The organism is Roseibium aggregatum, assembly GCF_017309185.1.
Taxonomy (GTDB): Bacteria; Pseudomonadota; Alphaproteobacteria; order Rhizobiales; family Stappiaceae; genus Roseibium; species Roseibium aggregatum_B.
Genome location: NZ_JAEKJZ010000004.1, coordinates 123,741 through 142,126, shown reverse-complemented (window position 1 = coordinate 142,126; position 18,386 = coordinate 123,741). Strand labels below are relative to the sequence as shown.

Here is an 18,386-nt window from a genome sequence, read left to right as displayed (position 1 = left end):
TTTAGCAAGGCCTGTGCCAATTGATCCGGTTTGCTATTCCCTGGTTATTCCTCTGGTAACTACATATATTTATTACGTTATTCCGCTTTCCCCCCGGCATTCCCTTAGCCGGTGTATTCCTTTGCGGGCTCAAACACCTGCTTAAATTATAGGCAGAGCGATTTTTTGCTCCTTTCCGAACCTCGTCCCGGTCACACACTCGCGGTCTTCACCGGTTCATAGCTCGCGTCGAGCTTGAACTTCAGATAGTCCGCACCGCTGATCGGCGGATATTTGGCCGGATGCTCCTCGTCCCTGCACGACGGCATGCAGGCCACTTCCGCGTCCGGATTCGGGTCCAGGAAGAAGGCGATGGAATAGCGCTCCAGGCCGCTGGAATTGACCACGCGGTGCGGTGTCGAAACATAGATGTCGTTGGTCCAGCGCATCAGGCAGTCGCCGATGTTGCAGACGAAGGCGCCTTCGATCGTGGGCGCCTTCAGCCAAACGCCGTCCCGGCGCCTGACTTCGAGACCGCCAACCGCATCGGGCAGCAAAATGGTGATATTGCCGTAGTCCGTGTGCGTTCCCGCTCCGATCTGCCCCTCCTCGGCTTCGGCCGGCTGGGGCGGATAATGAAGCAGGCGCAGGGTCGCGAGCGGCTGATCCAGCTTGTCCGCGAAATAACCGGCCTCCGCGCCGAGATCGACCGCAATCGCCCTGTGCATGGTCCGCCCAAGATCGCAGACGGCATTGAAATAGGAGAGCACCGTTTCCTTCCAGCCGGGGATTGCGGGCCACTGGTTCACCGCCCTGAACGGCTGACCGGCGAGGATCCGCGGATCGTCGGCGTCCAGATCGAGCCCGATATTGAAGGCCTCCTTGAGATCCGAAGGCTGGTCCGGGTCCAGGTTCTCTCCTTTCATCGGCACATAACCGCGATTGGTTTTGAAAAAATCCTTGGTCAGTTCCATCTTGGCGTCGAGGGGCTGCGCGAACAGCGTATGCGCGGCGGCAAATGTGCGGTCGATCAGACCGGGATCGACGCCGTGGTTCTTCACATAGAAAAATCCGATATCTCGCGCCGCCTTGCCGAGTTCGTCGGCGACCTGCTCCAGACCGCCGGGCTGTCCCGAGATCAGCGGTTCAAGATCGATGATCGGAAGATCACTATCGGACATGGTTCAAAGCTCCCTTGTCTGCCTCATTCCGCGGCCGTGCCGGTTCTTAAGCTGGCGCTGTCCGCCATGTATTTGCGCCAGCTTCCAAGACCGGTGATATTGTCCGCGCCCTCGACCGCCGCCGCCTCGCACATGAACCCGGTCACGAACCGCCCATCTGCCAGCTCCACCTTGCCGAGGCCCAGGGGAGCCGGGATGCCGGCCAGGAATCCGCCGACCTCGACAAGCGGCACGGCCCAGATTTCCAGATCGATGTTGCCCCCCGAGCCACCTTTCCCGCGCACCAGTCCTGGCCGCTTCGGCGGACCGCCCGCGAGAGCATAGAACGAGTAGGCATCGCTCGTTTTCGTGGACTCCAGAAAACGCGCGCCCCTCGACGTCAGTTCGTGATTGAGCGCCATGCCGGACATATGCGCCCCGCACACGGCGATGGCGAGTTCTCCCGCACCGGCTGCCGCCTGTGCTTCGTCGATTTCCGGCAAGGCCCAGCCGGTGGCGCCGAGCGTGTGCGGCGCCTTGTGTTCCAGCTCACGGCCGAGCGACGCCAGAAATGCGTCCTCGCCCGCCTTCGCCAGAAGCGTGACGCTGCCTGGCCGGCCATCGGACCTTGGCGCCACCGGAACGGCAAGGCCGCACATATCGAGCAGATTGACGAAATTGGTGTAGGTGCCGTTGCGCGAATTGGGTCCGACCGGATCCGCTTCCAGATCCGCGACACTGTAAAAGGTCGGCATGGTCGGCACGCACAGCAGATCGAGCGCGGCGAGGACCGGTTCCGTCTTGCGCGCCAGCTCCTTCAGTTTGTAGATGCCGCGAAAAGCGTCGGTCGCCGTGAGATCGAGCGCCGCGCCAACGATCTTGCGGGTGACGGGATGAACTGCCTCCGGCGTGTCGCGCATCAGATCCTCGATCACCGTGTGCCGTTCGGCGACCCAGGCGCCTTCGTAAAGCATGTGGGCGACATCGTAGAAGGGCGTGAAGTCCACTTCAACGATCTCTGCGCCCTCCGCCTTTAGAAGGGCAACCGTATCCTTGAAGGATTGCTCCTGAAGGGTGTCGCCGCAGAACTCGATCGAGGCCGCATCCGGGATACCGATTTTCAGCTTCGGCGGAAGCCCGGAAACCGGCGGCGCTGCGACCTTGCGGGAGTAGGCATCCTTCTCGTCAAAGCCCGCAGCGGCCTGGAAGGCCGTGTAGGCGTCATCCACGGTGAGTGCGAAGATCGAGATCGTGTCCAGCGTCCGGCAGGCCGGCACGACACCGGAGGCGGACAATGCTCCCAGGGTCGGCTTCAGCCCGACGATATTGTTCAGCGCACCCGGCACCCGGCCGGATCCGGCCGTGTCCGTTCCAAGCGAGAAACTGACGATGCCGTGGCCGACGGCGACCGCCGATCCGGACGACGAACCGCCCGGAACGATCTCGGGGTCGACCGAATTTTTCGGCGGCTGGAAGGGAGACCGCACGCCGACCAGCCCGGTCGCGAACTGGTCGAGATTGGTCTTGCCGATGGCAAGCGCACCCGCGCTCTTCAACTTCTCGACGACAAAGGCATCTTCTTCGGCAAGATATTCGTAAGCCGGGCAGGCTGCGGTGGTCGGCTTGCCGCCGACATCGATATTGTCCTTGACGACGAAGGGAATTCCCCAGAGCGGTTTTTCAGGATCGTAGGTCCCGAGCCCGCGGGCCGCCTCCAGCACATCTTCCTTGTCGAACAGGCAGAGGAAAATACCGGGATCTCCCACGCTGTCGATCCGCCGGTAGACCTCCTCGACAACCTCTTCCGGGCTCATCCCATCCTGATAGGCCGCTTTGAGCGATGCGAATGTAAAGGGCAGATCGAACATTTCGGTCCTCGATATTTCTGATTTCATTCAGCGGCCGACGAAAGCGTTTCCGCCAGGGCCGGAGGTTCGGGAGCGGCTGCGAGAAGCTCCCGCGTATAGGCATGGGCCGGCGCGTCCATCACTGCCGCGGCAGGCCCTTCTTCTAGAATTTCACCGTCGCGCATCACGATGACATGGTCGCACAGGAGCCGCACCACATGCAGGTCGTGGCTCACGAACAAGAAACTGATGCCGAGCTTGGCGCGCAGATCCACCAGAAGATTGAGCACGATCGCCTGAATGGAGACGTCGAGGGCCGCGGTCGGCTCGTCCAGGATCAGGAACTGCGGCTCGACCGCGATGGCGCGGGCGATACCGACCCGGGCCTTCTGACCGCCGGAAAGCTGATGGGGAAACCGGTCCAGCAAGGGCCGTGGCAGGCCGACCAGATCCGCAAGTTCCTCAACCCGGTCCTTGAGCGCCTTGCCCTTCAGCCCGGTCAGCCGCTTCAGTGGTTCTGCGATGGAGTGGCGGGCGGTGTGGCGGGGATTGAAGCTGTCGGTGGCATCCTGGAAGACCATCTGGATGGCCGCCCGGCGGGGATCGCGCGCGAAGGTCCCGGCCGGCGTCTTTGCCAGATCCTCGCCGTTGAACAGGATCTCGCCGCTTGTCGGATCGGTGAGCCGCACGAGAATGGAGGAGGTCGTCGATTTGCCGCAACCGGATTCCCCGACAAGACCGACACTCTGACCTTTCATAACCTTGAAGCTGATGCCCTTGACCGCGTGAACGGGGCCGGACTTGCCCTGATAGGTCTTGGTCAGATCCCTGACCTCCAGAAGCGGCGTTTCGGAGACCGGCAATTCCGGTGCCGGCGTGCGCTGCTCGGCCGGCAAGAGTGAGCGCACAGACGCCCCGGAGCGCGGCGTCGCATCGACCAGCTTGCGCGTGTAGGGATGCTCCGGCGCAGTGAACAGGCGCTTCGGGTCGCCCTGCTCGACGATTTCGCCGTCCTTCATGACCACGATCCGGTTGCAGTACTGGGCGGCGAGACCGAGATCGTGGGTGATGACCATCGCGCTCATGCCCCGCTCCGCGATCAGGTCCGCGATCAGGTCCATCACCGCCTTCTGGGTCGTGATGTCGAGCCCTGTTGTCGGTTCGTCGGCGATCAGCAGTTTCGGATCGCAGGCAAGCGCGAGCGCGATGACGATGCGCTGGCACATCCCCCCGGAGAGCTCGAACGGATAGGCGTTGTAACGCGCCTCCGGATCGCGGATCTTGACTGCCTCCAGTGCCTTGATGGCTTCGGCCCTGGCTGTCGACCGCGTCGCCTTGGCATGGCGGCGCAGCACGTCTTCGATCTGGTGACCCACCTTGCGGATCGGGTTGAGCGCCGCCCTCGGATTCTGGAAGATCATGGAGATTTCGCGCCCGCGCAGGTCGCGCATGACGCTTTCCTTCGCGTGCCTCAGATCGATCCCGCCGTAGCTCAAGGCGCCTCCGGAAATTCGGCCGTTGCTTTCCAGGAGCCGCATCAACGCATAGGAGGTGACGGACTTGCCGGAGCCGGATTCACCGACGATGCCGAGCGTCTCGCCCTTTTCGATCTCGAGCGAGAGACCGCGCACGGCATTCACGGTTCCACGGCGCGTCTTGAAGGAGACCTGAAGATCGTTGATCGATAGAAGGCTCATGAGCGCTGCCGGGGGTCGACAATGTCGCGCAGCCCGTCTCCCAGAAGGTTGAAGGTGAACACCGCGAACATCAGGGCGAGACCCGGAAAGATGGCGAGCCACCATTCGCCGGAGACAATGAAGTTCGCTCCTTCCGCGACCATGATGCCCCACTCCGCGGTGGGCGGGCGCACGCCGAGGCCGATGAAGCTGAGACCCGCGGCGTTCAGGATCGCCCAGCCGAGGTTCAGCGAGACCTGCACCATCATCGGCGGCAACGCGTTCGGGAAAATATGAAGCGCGAGCACGCGCACGTCCGAGTTGCCGGCAAGCTTCGCCGCCTGGGCAAAGCCCGCATCGCGGCGGATATTGACCTCTGCGCGCACCAGCCGGGCGTAAAAGGGAATGTTGATGACCGCCGTCGCGTAGACGATGTTTTCGACCGTGTTGCCCAGCGCCGCCACGATGCCCATGGCCAGCACGAACAGCGGAAACGCCATGATCGTGTCGAAGACCCGGTTCAGGACCGCATCGAGCCAGCCCCCCCAATAGCCCGCCAGACTGCCGAGCACGGAACCCACCAGGAAGGACAGAGCGACCGCGGCAATCGAGATGGCCAGATCGAGCCTTGTGGCCACGATCACCCGGCTGAAGACGTCCCGTCCGAGATTGTCGGTGCCGAACCAATGGGTGAAGGAGGGTGGCTGCAGGGCATTCGAGGCGTTGGTCTGAAGCGGATCGAACGGAGCGATCAGAGGACCGAGCACGGCCGCCAGCAAAAGCACCGCGAACATCGCGAAAGCCAACAAAGTGACCGGATTGGAGCGCAGCACATAGGCGATATGCGCCAGCGCGCCATCCTGCTGCTTGAGCGCTTCCGCCCGGGTCGCCGTGTCACTCATTTGGTTTCAAATCCGATCCGGGGGTCGATGAGCGTATAGGTGAGGTCGATCACCAGGTTGAGCGCGACGAAGAGCAGCGCCATGGCAAGCACGAAGCCCTGGACGGCGGCATAGTCGGAGACCACCAGCGCCTCGACCGCGTAGGAACCGATGCCGGGCCAGGCGAACACCTTTTCGACCAGCACGTTTGCGCCCAGCGTGAAGGAGAAAACCATGCCGAGGGTCGTGATCACCGGCAGCAGCGCGTTTCGGAACGCATAGGTGAACAGCACCTTGTCCTCGGTCAGACCGGCCGCGCGCGCGGTGCGGATATAGTCGGAGGACAGGGCACTCAGCATGGCCGCCCGGGTCATGCGCGCCAGCGGCGCCATCGTGAAGAGCGCCAGCGTCACCGCCGGCAGAACGAGCTGCTTCAGCGCACCGACCCAGGTTTCCCAATCGCCCGCAAGCGCTGCATCGATCAGGTAGAAGCCGGTGATCCGGTCGGGTTCGATATAGATGAAATCCAGCCGCCCGAGCGGCGACGGGGCAATGCCGAGCAGATAGTAGAAAATGTAGATCAGCACGACGCCGGTGAAGAAGGTCGGCAGCGACACGCCTGCGGTCACGAGCACGCGGCACAGATGGTCGACTGCCGACCCTGGACGCGTGGCTGCAAGCACGCCCAGGGGAATGGCAACGGCGCAGGATAACATGAGCGCCGTCAGCGTCAGTTCCAGAGACGCCGGCAACCGGTTGGCGAGATCCTCCAGGACCGGCTGGCCGGTGGAGAGCGACTGGCCGAGGTTGCCGGTCGCGACGTCCCTGGCGTAGATCAGAAACTGTTCGGGAAGCGGTTTGTCGAGGCCAAGCGCTGTCCGCACTTCGGCAATGGACGCCTCATCCGCCGCGGCGCCCGCGAAATAGACCGCAGGGTCGCCGGGAAGGGCGCGGGTCAGCACGAAGCTGACCACGACGACCCCCAGGATCACGGGAATGGACTGCGCGATCCTGGTTCCGATTGTGGAGAGACGCCCGGCCATCGACTTACGACTTCTTCAGACCGCGGACATCGAGCTGCCGGTGGAACCAGTACTCATAGCCGTCGATCTCGCGGGTACCGACATTGAGCGCCGGCTGCCAGAGCGCGATGCGCGGAACCTCGTCCCAGGCGATTTCGATCATCCGCTTGATCTTCGGCGCATAGTCCGGATCGTCGACCGGCATGTGCAGGGTTTCCCCGGTCAGGGTCTCGATCTCCTCGTTGCGATAGTTCGACGAGTTGAAGAGATGACCTTCCAGATAGGCCCAGAAGAAGTAGTAGCACGGATAGTTCAACCAGCCGCCGAAGGTCTCAAGGTGCAGCGGCAAGCGCTTTTCGACAAGCGAAGCGGTCCGCCAGTTCGCCCCCGGGATCTTCTCGATCGTCGCCTTGATGCCGATCTTGGCGAGATTTTCCTGGATCAGGAGAGCCGCCGGTTCCATCCAGTCCGTCTGGCTGAGCGAGATGGAGAGCGGCACCTCGAACCCCTCGCCGTAGCCGGCTTCCTCGAGCAGGGCCTTGGCCTTGTCGAGATCGGTCGAATAGGGAAACTTCTGCGGCCAGGCGATATCCGCCGGCGTGGCGCTCGGCCCGCCCCACATGGGCGCGCCCCGGCCGTAAGCCGCCGTCTGGAAGACTTCCTCGTAAGGCACCGACCATGCGATCGCCTGACGGACCCTCTTGTCCTTGAACGGCTCGAAGGACAGGTTGGGACACAGGCAGTAGATCGCGTTTTCGATCGGCGTGGTCGCAATGGTGATGTCTTCGGTGCCGGACAATTCCTTGGCGTCCTTGTTCGGCATGTTGAACGACATGTTGACGTCGCCCCGCTCCAGAAGCGCACGGCGGGTGGCGGGGCTCGGCACCTCGCGCAGGATAACCCGCTTGACTTCCGGCACGGGACCGGAGGTCCAGTTGTCGTTGCGCTCATAGACGAGCTGCTCGCCCGCCTTCCAGGACGCGACCTTGAAAGCGCCCGACCCGGCCGGCGTCTTGTGGAGGTATTCCATCGCCCAGGGATCTTCCTCGGTCGCATGTTCAAGTGCGACCTTGGAATTGATGATCATCGGCACGGGCACCGCGAGATCCGGCAGGGTAAGCTTGGATTTGCGCAGGAGATTGATCTTGAAGGTGAGGTCGTCGACAGCCTCGAACTGCTCCGGTTTTTCAAGCGAGCCGGCCTTCATCTGCACGGTCGGAAAGCCGCCGACGCTGACGGCGCGGTCGAAGGACCACTTGACGTCCTGCGCGGTGATCGGCGAGCCGTCCTGAAACTTGCCTTCCGGACGCAGCTTGAAAACGATCGCCATGCCGTCGTCGGTAAATTCCCAGCTCTCGGCGACCTCCGGCTCGATCACCGAATAATCGTAGGACAGACTGCCGTCCTCCAGCGTCTTGGTGCCGAAGCTGACGAGGCGGTCGTAGACATTCACCGCCACCTGATAGCTTGGGCGGTTGGTTCCGGTCCGGTGAATGTCGAGGCTGTTGATGGTCTGACCGGTCACGGCCACAATGACGTCACTCCCCGCGGCCGCGGCCGGTAATACCTTCAAAAACGGCAATACGGAGGTTCCAAGCACTGTCGCACCCGCGCCTTTCAGAAAGCCGCGCCTCGAAGTCTCATTGGTCATGTCTGTCCCCTTTTTCCTGGGAAGGGTGGGAGGCCTTTCCCGCAGAAAGGCACGATGCGACGCTTTAGTGCGTACTTCTATTGCTATTTTTGCATCTTCATGCTTCGTTTTTTGCAGCACTCTTTCCAAGGCACTGTAAATGCGGCACCTTCAGACACTTCGACTGATAGAAGCGGTCGCCAAGGCGGGTTCGATCCGCAAGGCGGCCGAGGACATGAACATCACCTCCTCCGCGCTGAACCGGCGGATACAAGGCTTTGAGGAAGAATTCGGCGCCCCCGTCTTCGAGCGGCTGCCACGCGGCGTGCGGCTCAATCCGGCCGGAGAGTTGCTGATCCAGCACATTCGCGGCCAGATCGCGGAACTGGAGCGCGTCCGTGGCCAGGTGGCCGATCTGTCGGGCTTGAGACGCGGGCACGTCAGCATCGCCTGCTCCCAGGCCCTGCAACCCTATTTCATGCCTGCCCAGATCGCCGCCTACCGTGCCGAGCATCCGGGCGTCTCCTTCACCGTCCGCGTCCGCGACCGCGAGGCGGCGGAAGAAGACCTGCGCGCCTTTGAAAGCGACCTCGCGCTGGTCTTCGAGCCGGCCCATCTCGGCGACTTCGATGTGCTCTTGACCGTCGAACAGCCGACTTACGCGGTGATGGCGAAAAACCATCCGCTGGCGAACAAGGAAAAGCTTCGTCTCCGCGACTGTCTCGGCTACCCGCATGTGGTTCCGCCGAAACGGATCGGTATCCGCTACCTTCTCGATCTCGCCGTGGCCAGAATGTCGCAGAAGCTGGAATCGACGATCGAAGCGGATTCTTTCGAGTTCATGCGGCATTACGTGCAGAACGAGATGGCCGTCGGCTTTCAGTTTCCCATCGGGCTCAACATCGACAAGGACGAGCGGCTCGTGTTCCGCGCTCTGCCGAAATCCGATGTCGCCTACGGCAACCTGACACTCATGCAGATGAAGGGACGCACGCTGCCCGTCGCATCCGCGCGCTTCGCCAACCAGCTCGCCATGGCCTTGTCGGAGAGCTGGCAGGCCTTCAGCCCTGACCGGAGATCCGGTTGAAGCGGTAACGTTGCATTAAAGCCTCCGGGTAGGCCTTGTCGAACCAGCGCCCGACATGGCCGAGCAGGGTCTCGGTCCGAAGCCTGGCTTCGCTCTCGGCGGCGTTCGGATCGGAGTTCAAAAAATCAGAGATTTCTGCGAACACCGCCTCGCGATCGACCGCAACCACCTTGCCGCTGGAGACCACCTTTCTGCCGCCGACAAAGACGGTATCAGCCGCGAACTGCCGCGACCGCTGCAGCAGCGCATCGAGCAGCGGTACGGTCCCGTCAACAAACGGCCTGGCGATATCGTTCCAGTTGATCAGGACGACATCCGCCGCCTTGCCGACATCCAGACGCCCGATCCGGCCCTCGAAGCCGGTCGACGCGGCCCCGTGCTCCGTCGCCATCTGAAAGACGTGGCCTGCCGACGGCCGGAAGCTGCGAAGGCCCGGTTCTCGGTGCAGTGCCCAGACGAGGCGCATTTCCTGCAGCATGTCCCGGTCGTCGTTGATCCCCGCCTGATCGATCCCGAGGCAAACCGGAATACCTTTCCTGAGCATGGCGTTCACGGGAGCGACCCCGCTCGCCAGTCTCAGGCCGGAGCTGGCGTTGTGGCAGATGCCGCAACCGCAGTCGCCGATGAGGTCCAGGTCTTCATCATCCACCCAGATCCCGTGCCCGAGAGTCAAGGCAGGCCCGAGACAGCCGAGATCGTGAAGGTGGCGAACCGCTGATTTACCGTAAGTGCGTTGCGCGAATTCCGCCTGCAAATGGGTTTCGACCAGATGCATGTGGACCTTGGAGCCGGTTCTCTCCGCCGTATCGAAGATCGCGGTCAGGCAGTCGTCGGAACACCAGTGCAGGTTCGCCGGCGCAAGCTGCCAGGACACCCGGTCCGGATCTTTCTCCCGCCAGTCTCTCTTTTGCACCTCGAACCAGTCCATGTAGTCGGCAATCGGCGCCTTGCTCGCGGCGAGCCTCGGGCGCCAGTAGGCGGCGTCCTCTTCCGGCAGCCTCGCCAGAAAGGGCTCGTCATCTTCATGCACGAGCTGGTTCCGGTCCCGGATCATGAAGGTGAAGGACACCCGCATGCCGATCTCGCGGTAGGCGGCGATCACGCTGTCGGCAAGGCCGGTCCAGTCTTCCGGCCCACCGACCAGCGCTGGATGAATATGCTGCACTGAGGTCACGCCGGATTCCAGCATTTCAATCGCGGAGTAGAGCGTGTCCAGCCGATGGCCGACATAGCGCATGCCGCGAAACTGCGGCAGCCAGGTTTCGAGCGGACCGTAAGGCACTCCGAGCTGGAACGGCGTCAGGCCGGAATGGTGATGACCGTTGACGAGACCCGGAAAGACGATTGCGTCACCGTTCCCTTCCACCGGCAGATCGGGATGCGCCTTGCGCAGCTCCTCAAACGGTCCGAGCGCGGCGACAACACCGTCCCGGACATGGAGGCCGCCTCCCTCCAGAACCTCGCCGTCGAGGGTTTCGTCAACGCCCTTGATAACGGCGCGCGAGCGGATCAGGAATTCGGTCGGTTCGGCTTGTCCGGTCATAAGCGTGTCTTCCCGCGCTCCTCAAGGTGCGAAGAGTTTCGCCTCAGGGCACTCAAAGCTCAAGCGGCCGCGTTTCATGCCCCAGGCGGGCCGGGCGATTTCCGCCACCGCCTGGGAGCCGCTCCCGGCGGCAAGCGCCACGAAGGTCGCCTCCTCGCCGACCGCGATTTGGCGCGCCTGCCCGATCAGACCGCGCGGTGCCGCCGTAACCATGGCGAAACAGGCTTCCAGGTCCACCTCGGTGCTGAGCTGATGCACATTGGCGTAAAGGTTCGCCATCCGCGTCAGCGAACAATCGCCATAGGGCGTGAAAGGATTGAGCACATTGTTGGTCGCCATGGTGCAGCAGACGCCGTGATCGTGGAAGAGATGGGCCGGTGCAACGCCACGCGGAACGAGATGATTGTGCTCCCGTCCCATGAGGAAGAGATCGGTGGCCGGCAGGACGGTCAAGGCGATACCGGCGTCCCTCATCAGGAAAACCGTTTCCATGAGATCCGCGCGCGGCAAGGCCGAGAGCTTGGTGACATGACCGATGGCGACCCTGCCCTGCCAATCGAAGGCAATCGTCTGCCGGGCGACTTCGTCCAGATGCCGCCAGCCGGTGTCGAGATCGAAATCCAGGTGGAAATCGAGATCCGCGTCAAACCGCCTTGCAAGCTCGAACAGGATTCGGATCTGCGCATTCGGATCCGTGTCGGTATAGGGGCAACCGCCCAGCAGGTCGGCGCCTTTTTCAAGGGCCTCTTCCAGCAGCTCGAACGTGCCGGGGTAATTCGTCAGCCCTTCCTGCGGGAAGACGCAGATCTGCAGGTCCAGCGCCCAGGCGAACTCCTTTTTCAGGCGCAGGACCGCGTCAAACCCCTGCAGTCCGATCCCGGGATCGATCTCCACATGGGTACGCATGGCATTGGTGCCCTGGACGATGGCCTTTTCCAGAACCTTCCGGCCGCGCTGATAGACGTCTTCTGTCGTGAACGTCTTTTTCGCGGCCCCGACCGAGGCGATGGCCCCTGCCAGCGTACCGGTCTCGTTGTGGCAGCGGTCGAGGATACAGGCCTTGTCCAGATGGATATGACTTTCCACGAACCCCGGGGTCAACAGTCCGCCCAGCCCTTGAAGCTCTAAGGCATCGGTTGAAATCCCCGGGCCGATGGCGGCGATCAGCCCATCACTGACAAGCACATCGACGGAGGTTTCATGATCCGGCAGTCGGACATTGCGGACGATCAGATCGCTCATGCGCCCGCCTCCAACGCCGGTTCAGGCGTTTCGGCACCACCCAGATAGGCGGCGGTCAGTCTCGGGTCGGACGCAAGCTCGGCCGCCGATCCCTCGACCACGATCCGCCCCTGCTCCAGCACATAGGCATAGTCCGCGATGGAAAGCGCCATGGTTGCCATCTGATCGACCAGCAGGATGGTTTTGCCTTCGTCGCGCAGCTCGCCCAGAATGGCGTAAAGTTCGTCCACCATGGCCGGGGCAAGGCCGAGCGAAGGCTCGTCCAGAAGCAGGATATCGGGTTTCGACATCAGCCCGCGCGCGATTGCCATCATCTGCTGTTCCCCGCCCGACAGAAGACCCGCCCGGCTGGTCAGACGATCCTTCAGTCTCGGAAACCGGTCAAGATGGGACGCGATCTCGTCGCCGGTCATGTCCCGCTTCCGCTTGTAGGCGCCGAGCTCGATATTCTCAAGAACCGTCAGTTCCGGAAACACCTGGCGTCCTTCCGGAACCAGAACCAGTCCGCGCCGGACCAGCTCGTGGGGCATCAGCTCCTGAACCGCCTCGTCCTTCAGGATGATCCTGCCGTCGACGGGACGGTGCAGTCCCGCAAGGGCGGAAAGGAAAGTGGATTTGCCGGCGCCGTTCGCGCCCAGAAGCGCCACCATCTCGCCCGGACGCACCTTCATCGTCACCTCTTTCAGGACCGGCGCCGCTCCATATCCAGCCGTCAGGTTCAATGTCGACAGAACCGGCGTTTCCTCGGTCTCAAGCGCCTCTTCACGGGGCCGGGCTGAAGACCCGCCATCACCCAGATAGGCTTCGATCACGGTCTTGTCGGACTGGATTTCCGCAGGCGTGCCATAGGCGATCGGCTTGCCGGCATCGACCGCCTGGATACGGTCGGAGATGCCCATGACAAGATCCATGTCATGCTCAACCAGCACCACCGCCAGGCCGAGATCCGCGATCTTGCGCAGCAATCCCGCCAGACTGTCCTTGTCCGCCCGCATCAGCCCGGCGGCGGGTTCGTCGAGCAGCAGGATATCGGGACGCAGGGCGAGCGCGCGGGCGATCTCGACGAGGCGCCGGTCCACATGTGGCAGATCGCCTGCCCGTTTTTCCAGCTCACCCTCGTAGCCGCAATAGCGCAACAACCCGGCCGCCAGGGACAGGTTTTCGGCCGACTGAATGTCCGACCAGGGATTGCCCATGCTGCCCCGGGAAAGTCCGGAGACCACGTTGGCAACGACCGTCAGGTTCTCGAAGAGTTTCGTCGTCTGATAGGTCCGCGCGACGCCTTCACGCGCCACCTTCTGCGCGGACCAGCCGGCAAGGTTCTTGCCGCCCAGCAGGATCTCGCCGTTGGACGGCCGGTAGAAGCCGCTGATCATGTTGAGGACGGTCGTCTTGCCCGCGCCGTTCGGTCCGATGATGGAAGTCACCTCGCCCACCTTGATAGCCAGCGAAACACCGTCCACGGCCCGGACGCCGCCGAAGGAAATCCCAAGGCTCCGGATCTCAAGCTGTCCCCGCTCCGCGTTGCTGCGCAAAAAGGCTTCGACCTTGTCCGGACGAGACGGATCGATCCGACGCTGCGCGGCTGGTAGAAATTTCGACACCGTCCCGACAAGACCGCGCGGCGCCAGCAGCAGCACACCGACCAGAAGCCCGCCGAAGAACAAGAGGCGGTATTCGGCAAGCCCGGAGAGAAACTCTGGCAGAAGCACCGTGACCAGCGCCCCCGCAAGCGGCCCGAGCACCGTCCCGGCTCCGCCGATCAGAATGGCGAACAGAAACAGGATCGACTGCGAGAAGGGAAAATTGCTCGGTGCGATGAACATCATCAGCGGCGTGAACAGCCCCCCGGCGAGACCCGCCATGGCGGCCGCGATGGCGAACGCGGTGGCCTTGACGGCAAAGGGCCTGTAGCCGAGCGACGTGGCGGCGATCTCCGCGTCGCGGATACCGGTCATCGCCATGCCCCAGCCACTGTCGGCAAGACGGCGGAACAGATAGAGCGACACCCCGGCCAGGGCGGTCGAAAACAGAACGAGATCCCTTTCGGAAAACATATAGCCAGCGAATTCCGGCATCGGAAAGCCCATCAGCCCGTTCTGCCCCCCGGTCACGGACCGCCATTCGACCGCCCCATGCTCAACGATGAAGGCGAAGGCGATGGTCACCATCGCCAGGAACGGCCCGGCCATGCGGACGGCGGGCACGGCGAGCAGCAATCCCGCGATGCCAGCGACAACGCCGGCAAGCGGCAGGGCCAGCCAGAAGCTCATGCCCGCGAGCGTGGCGATCCCCGCCACATAGGCACCGATGGCGAAAAATCCGACCTGCCCGAGAGAAACCAGTCCGGTCAGGCCGTAAAGAACGTTGAGACCGACACCGAGGATTGTCGTCAACGCCACCAGGCCGATGACGAATTGCGTATACCCACCGGTCGAAAGGACGGCCGCCATGCCGGCCAGCGTCAACGCCAAAAGGAGCAGGTCTGTACCGGCCCGGAAACTTGAAAACGTCATGCGACTGCCTCAGACCTTCTTGACCGCGGGCCGGCCGAACAGGCCGTCGGGTTTCAGCGTCAGCGCCAGGATGAGCAGGGCGAAGACGACAATGTAGGTGGAGGACGAGCCGAGATAGGCCGTGACCAGCGCTTCCGTTATTCCGTAGATGAAGCCGGCCAGCATCACGCCCGAAGCCGAGGTCATGCCGCCGAGGATGGCGACCGCGAAGGCCTTCAGGCCGAACAGGGTTCCCATGTCGGAGTGGACCGAAAAGAGCGGTGCGATCAGAAGCCCCGCGCAACCCGCGAGCATGGCGGAAATGGCAAAGGAGCCTGATACCATCAGGCGCGTGTTGATCCCCATCAGCCGCGCGGCCTGGGTGTTCTGGACAACCGCCAGAAGCGCCCGTCCCTGCAGCGTCTTGCGGAACAGAAAGTGAAGAGCGAAGGCGACGCCGATGGCGGCCAGCGGGATCAGGATCTGCTGCGGGTATATGCCCGTTCCGGCGAATTGCCAGGTTGTCTGGGTCAGGGGCGACGACAGGGTGCGCGGTTCGTTGCCGAAAGTGAAGAGGACCGCGTTGTCCAGGAAGATTCCCCCGGCCACCGTTGCCATCAGCCAGGCTTCCGAGTTGCGCTCCACGAAGGGGCGCACAAGAAGCACCTCGACGAACATGCCGAACAGACCGCAGCCGAGGATCGCCGCCGGATAGGCGATCATCCAGTTAAGCCCGAGCCGTTCGGTGAACACATAGCCGAGCACCGCCCCCAGCATCACGACGCTGCCTTGCGCGAAATTGACCGTGGAGGAAACGGAATAGGTGATCTGGAAACCGAGCGCGATCAGGCCATACATACTGCCAAGGCCGATCCCGGTCACCAGGGCTGCGATCATCAAGGTCATGGGAAATCCCGGAAATTACAGCGGGCATTCAAGCCCGGCAGGAAAGAAGGCCTCCCGCGATACGTCGCGGGAGGCGGTGTTGAAAAAATCAGTCCTCGATCGGGATGATCTGACCTTCGACAAAATGCGCGAAGACATAATCTTCCGGGCCGATGGCGTCCTGATCTTCCGGCGAGAACGGATCGGTATAGGTCTTGATCAGGCCTTCTATGTTCTCGATGTCATACATGGCCTGACGGATCGCGGGACCATCGGTGGATCCGGCCTTCTCGATGGCGGCCGCCAGAAGCAGCATCGCGTCATAGGCGTTGGCGATACCGGTTGCCGGGGTCACGTCGGCCATGGTCTCGATTTCGGGAAACTTCTCCTGAAGCTTGGCGAACATGACCTCGCCCTTGGCGTCGCCCTCCGTGAACAGATAGGTCTGGATGAAGTGCAGCTTCTCGCCGCTCTTGCCGGCCAGCTCGGTGAAGCGGCCACCGGCCGGGCCCCAATGCGAGGCCAGAGGAACGTCCCAGCCCATCCGGTCGAGGGACTTGACCACCTGCGCGGTCGGCGCGACGTTCGCCACGACGAAAAGACCGTCAGCGCCGTTTTCCTTCAGCCGGGTCAGCTGCGGCACCACATCGACATCGTTGCTCTCGAACTTCTCGATGCCGGCATGTTCCATGCCGCGCTTCTCAAGGGCCTTGGTCAAACCCTTTTCATTGGACTCGCCCCAGGGATTGTTGATCAGGATCATGCCCGGCTTCTTGGAGCCGTAGTTGGAAATCAGATACTCGGTGATCGCCTCGTCAACATATTCGTCCACGGCCGAGACGCGGAAGATGTAGTTTTCCTCGGCGCCGTTCTTGGTGATGCCGGTGCCCGCGGCCCAGGGTCCGACGAAGGGTACTTTCGCCTGGTTCGCGAAAGGCACGATGGCGAAGGAAACCGGTGTGTCGAGACCGCCGATCAGGGCGGCGACGCCTTCACGCTGAACGAGTTCGCGCGCGGCCACCAGACCCTTGCCGGGGTTGCTCTCGTCGTCGCGGCTGACCAGTTCCAGGGGCTTGCCGAGAACGCCGCCCTTTTCATTGATTTCGTCGATAGCGATGGTCAGGCCGCGGGTGATCGCCTGACCCGACTTGGCCGACTGCCCACTAAGAGCGGCAACGAGGCCGATCTTGATCGTGTCGGCGGCGAATGCGGGCAGGCTGGAAGCGACCGCGAAGCCGACAACCCCTGACATCAGGACGCGGCGGGTCACCTTCGGAAGAATTCTCATGGATTTCATATCTGGCTCCTCTGGTCGTCCGAACGGCACGTCCGAACGCCATCCTTGAGCAATTGGGATGCCAGAATCTATGAATCCATATATTTCATAGACTTACCGGATAAACCCCTCATCCTGAAGGACCATTAAATCCGATTTCGCCTAAATTGCATGCAATTTTTGCATACAAAATTTGCATGCAAGTGTGGGGAGGCAGGTCTATCCTGTTGCCGACAGTCAAGCAGCGAGACCGAAATGACCAGCGACAGCCAAACACCCCCTGAGCTTACCGAGGAAGCCCGGATCGTGCGCGATTACCTCGACGCGTCGATGAAGCCGGATCCGGACCTGGCCGCGACCTTCGTTGCCGAAAACGTCGAGATCACCTTCACCGGCGGCCGCAAGTTCAACCACCCTTCCGGACCGACCGGCTTCAACGCCGCCCGCTACAAGTGGGTGAAGAAGAGGATGGACCGGTTCGACGTGGCGACGGGCGCCGGCGGCACCGTGGTCTACTCGGTCGGCACGCTTTACGGCGAATGGCCGGACGGTACGCCTTTCGAAGGCAACCGCTACATCGACCGTTTCGAGGTCGAGAACGGCAAGATCGTCAAGATGGATGTCTGGAACGACAGCGCCGAGCGGATTCTCACCCGGATGGGCATCGAGGCCTGAGGCGTCTTGCGCCTGCTGTTGTCGTCTGCGCTGGCAAGCACCTCAACCTGCTTGCTTCTCCAGCTGTCACCCCGGGCGAACGACGTGAGGCCCGGGGCCTACTTGTTTCCAGAGCTAACGCGGATCGGCAGCACCTGAACGTCCTATGCAGACGACATTGCGAGTGGGCTCCGGATCTCCGCTTCGCTGCGTCCGGGATGACATCGGAAGGTGTGGTGGGACATCTGCCCGCCGATAACGATTGAAGATGCGGTCAGAGAAAACTGCGCATCGCTACTTCTCTTCCCGCACAGCCCGCGCGTAGGGCTCCAGGGCATCCAGATAAAGCGACTGGCCTTCCTTTTCCGGCTTGATCAGCGCCCGGTCCGCGACCGCGCCCAGGTGATGGCGCATCAGTTCCCGGGCGCGGGCCTCGTCCTTTTTCGACAGGGCATCGATAATCTCCCTGTGTTCCTGAATGCCGCAGTCGGTCGAATGGGGCCGGGAATAAAGCGCCAGGGTCAACCCGCAGCGGTAGCCGACATCCTCCACATAGCGGATCAGAACGGGGCTCTCCGTGAGCCGGGCCAGCAGGATGTGAAACTCCGTCGCCAGACGGATGGACACCGGCTCCGGACCTTTCTCCGCCTCGATCTCCTTGGCGAGATGCGCGTTCAGCGCGTCGAGGTGTTTTTCAGAAAACGTATCGATGAGACGGCTGACGACGAGGTCCTCGATCTGGCTGCGCAGGTCGAACAGATCCCGCGCCTCTTCGAGGCTCGGCGTCGCCACGACGGCGCCCCGGTTGCGCCGGAGTTCGACCAGCCCCTCCGCCGCCAGCCGCTCAAGCGCCTGGCGAACGATGGTCCGGCTCGAGCCGAACCGCTCGCCGAGGGAATCCTCCGGCAGCTTCATGCCAGGAAGCAGGGCGCGTTCGAGAATGGCGGTGCGCAGAGCGGCGCAAATTTGCTCGGATCGGTTCATGAAATGAGAAACGGCTGAAGACTCT

At 62.6% G+C, this 18,386-nt stretch carries 14 protein-coding genes; 2 read left to right on the top strand and 12 right to left on the bottom strand.

Translation table 11 applies throughout. The features are described from left to right. Positions 1-191: 191 nt before the first annotated feature. The 6 genes from JF539_RS18335 to JF539_RS18310 are packed head-to-tail and all read right to left on the bottom strand — an operon-like array spanning position 192 to position 8,216. Positions 192-1,160 (bottom strand): isopenicillin N synthase family dioxygenase, encoded by a 969-nt coding sequence (locus tag JF539_RS18335; protein ID WP_207142170.1) that lies wholly within the window; start codon positions 1,158-1,160, stop codon positions 192-194. Positions 1,161-1,183: 23 nt separating this feature from the next. Continuing rightward, a complete protein-coding gene (atzF, locus tag JF539_RS18330; protein ID WP_207142169.1) occupies positions 1,184-3,007 on the bottom strand; it encodes an allophanate hydrolase in 1,824 nt (607 codons plus the stop codon). Positions 3,008-3,030: 23 nt separating this feature from the next. After that, entirely contained in the window at positions 3,031-4,683 is a 1,653-nt protein-coding gene (locus JF539_RS18325; RefSeq protein ID WP_207142168.1) for a dipeptide ABC transporter ATP-binding protein, read from the bottom strand. After that, on the bottom strand, positions 4,680-5,564 hold the full coding sequence (locus tag JF539_RS18320; RefSeq protein WP_207142167.1) for an ABC transporter permease: 885 nt from the start codon (positions 5,562-5,564) through the stop codon (positions 4,680-4,682). Before JF539_RS18320 ends, JF539_RS18325 begins: the two co-directional genes overlap by 4 nt. Continuing rightward, positions 5,561-6,586, bottom strand: coding sequence for an ABC transporter permease (locus JF539_RS18315; RefSeq protein WP_207142166.1), 1,026 nt, complete (start codon positions 6,584-6,586; stop codon positions 5,561-5,563). The genes JF539_RS18320 and JF539_RS18315 overlap by 4 nt, the downstream gene beginning before the upstream one ends. Positions 6,587-6,590: 4 nt before the next feature. Further along, a complete protein-coding gene (locus JF539_RS18310) occupies positions 6,591-8,216 on the bottom strand; it encodes an ABC transporter substrate-binding protein (RefSeq protein ID WP_207142165.1) in 1,626 nt (541 codons plus the stop codon). A gap of 139 nt (positions 8,217-8,355) precedes the next feature. Here JF539_RS18310 and JF539_RS18305 point away from each other — a divergent pair, with 139 nt between their 5' ends. Beyond that, on the top strand, positions 8,356-9,282 hold the full coding sequence (locus JF539_RS18305) for a LysR family transcriptional regulator (RefSeq protein WP_207142164.1): 927 nt from the start codon (positions 8,356-8,358) through the stop codon (positions 9,280-9,282). Here JF539_RS18305 and JF539_RS18300 read toward each other — a convergent pair. The 5 genes from JF539_RS18300 to JF539_RS18280 form a co-directional block, all read right to left on the bottom strand. Continuing rightward, positions 9,257-10,825 carry an amidohydrolase family protein gene (locus tag JF539_RS18300; RefSeq protein ID WP_207142163.1) on the bottom strand — a complete coding sequence of 523 codons (1,569 nt, stop codon included), beginning with the start codon at positions 10,823-10,825 and terminating at the stop codon, positions 9,257-9,259. The genes JF539_RS18305 and JF539_RS18300 overlap by 26 nt on opposite strands. A gap of 21 nt (positions 10,826-10,846) precedes the next feature. After that, complete coding sequence (locus JF539_RS18295; protein ID WP_207142162.1) at positions 10,847-12,067, bottom strand: amidohydrolase family protein; 1,221 nt, start codon at positions 12,065-12,067, stop codon at positions 10,847-10,849. Beyond that, positions 12,064-14,583, bottom strand: coding sequence for a branched-chain amino acid ABC transporter ATP-binding protein/permease (locus JF539_RS18290; protein WP_207142161.1), 2,520 nt, complete (start codon positions 14,581-14,583; stop codon positions 12,064-12,066). Before JF539_RS18290 ends, JF539_RS18295 begins: the two co-directional genes overlap by 4 nt. A gap of 9 nt (positions 14,584-14,592) precedes the next feature. After that, positions 14,593-15,462: a branched-chain amino acid ABC transporter permease gene (locus JF539_RS18285; protein WP_207142446.1), complete on the bottom strand. Its 870-nt coding sequence runs from the start codon at positions 15,460-15,462 to the stop codon at positions 14,593-14,595. A gap of 94 nt (positions 15,463-15,556) precedes the next feature. Next, positions 15,557-16,735 (bottom strand): ABC transporter substrate-binding protein, encoded by a 1,179-nt coding sequence (locus JF539_RS18280; RefSeq protein WP_209017441.1) that lies wholly within the window; start codon positions 16,733-16,735, stop codon positions 15,557-15,559. A 243-nt stretch (positions 16,736-16,978) separates the two neighbouring features. Between JF539_RS18280 and JF539_RS18275 the strand changes: the two genes are divergently transcribed. Then, positions 16,979-17,398, top strand: coding sequence for a nuclear transport factor 2 family protein (locus JF539_RS18275; protein WP_207142159.1), 420 nt, complete (start codon positions 16,979-16,981; stop codon positions 17,396-17,398). Positions 17,399-17,671: 273 nt separating this feature from the next. Here the strand turns inward: JF539_RS18275 and JF539_RS18270 are convergent, their stop codons facing one another. After that, a complete protein-coding gene (locus JF539_RS18270) occupies positions 17,672-18,361 on the bottom strand; it encodes a GntR family transcriptional regulator (RefSeq protein ID WP_207142158.1) in 690 nt (229 codons plus the stop codon). Positions 18,362-18,386 lie beyond the last annotated feature (25 nt).

Excerpts from the sequence above, each read along its gene's own strand:
- JF539_RS18335 (WP_207142170.1), bottom strand. The coding sequence starts at position 1,160 with ATGTCCGATAGTGATCTTCCGATCATCGATCTTGAACCGCTGATCTCG.
- atzF (WP_207142169.1), bottom strand. The coding sequence starts at position 3,007 with ATGTTCGATCTGCCCTTTACATTCGCATCGCTCAAAGCGGCCTATCAG.
- JF539_RS18325 (WP_207142168.1), bottom strand. The coding sequence starts at position 4,683 with ATGAGCCTTCTATCGATCAACGATCTTCAGGTCTCCTTCAAGACGCGC.
- JF539_RS18320 (WP_207142167.1), bottom strand. The coding sequence starts at position 5,564 with ATGAGTGACACGGCGACCCGGGCGGAAGCGCTCAAGCAGCAGGATGGC.
- JF539_RS18315 (WP_207142166.1), bottom strand. The coding sequence starts at position 6,586 with ATGGCCGGGCGTCTCTCCACAATCGGAACCAGGATCGCGCAGTCCATT.
- JF539_RS18310 (WP_207142165.1), bottom strand. The coding sequence starts at position 8,216 with ATGACCAATGAGACTTCGAGGCGCGGCTTTCTGAAAGGCGCGGGTGCG.
- JF539_RS18305 (WP_207142164.1), top strand. The coding sequence starts at position 8,356 with ATGCGGCACCTTCAGACACTTCGACTGATAGAAGCGGTCGCCAAGGCG.
- JF539_RS18300 (WP_207142163.1), bottom strand. The coding sequence starts at position 10,825 with ATGACCGGACAAGCCGAACCGACCGAATTCCTGATCCGCTCGCGCGCC.
- JF539_RS18295 (WP_207142162.1), bottom strand. The coding sequence starts at position 12,067 with ATGAGCGATCTGATCGTCCGCAATGTCCGACTGCCGGATCATGAAACC.
- JF539_RS18290 (WP_207142161.1), bottom strand. The coding sequence starts at position 14,583 with ATGACGTTTTCAAGTTTCCGGGCCGGTACAGACCTGCTCCTTTTGGCG.
- JF539_RS18280 (WP_209017441.1), bottom strand. The coding sequence starts at position 16,735 with ATGAGAATTCTTCCGAAGGTGACCCGCCGCGTCCTGATGTCAGGGGTT.
- JF539_RS18275 (WP_207142159.1), top strand. The coding sequence starts at position 16,979 with ATGACCAGCGACAGCCAAACACCCCCTGAGCTTACCGAGGAAGCCCGG.
- JF539_RS18270 (WP_207142158.1), bottom strand. The coding sequence starts at position 18,361 with ATGAACCGATCCGAGCAAATTTGCGCCGCTCTGCGCACCGCCATTCTC.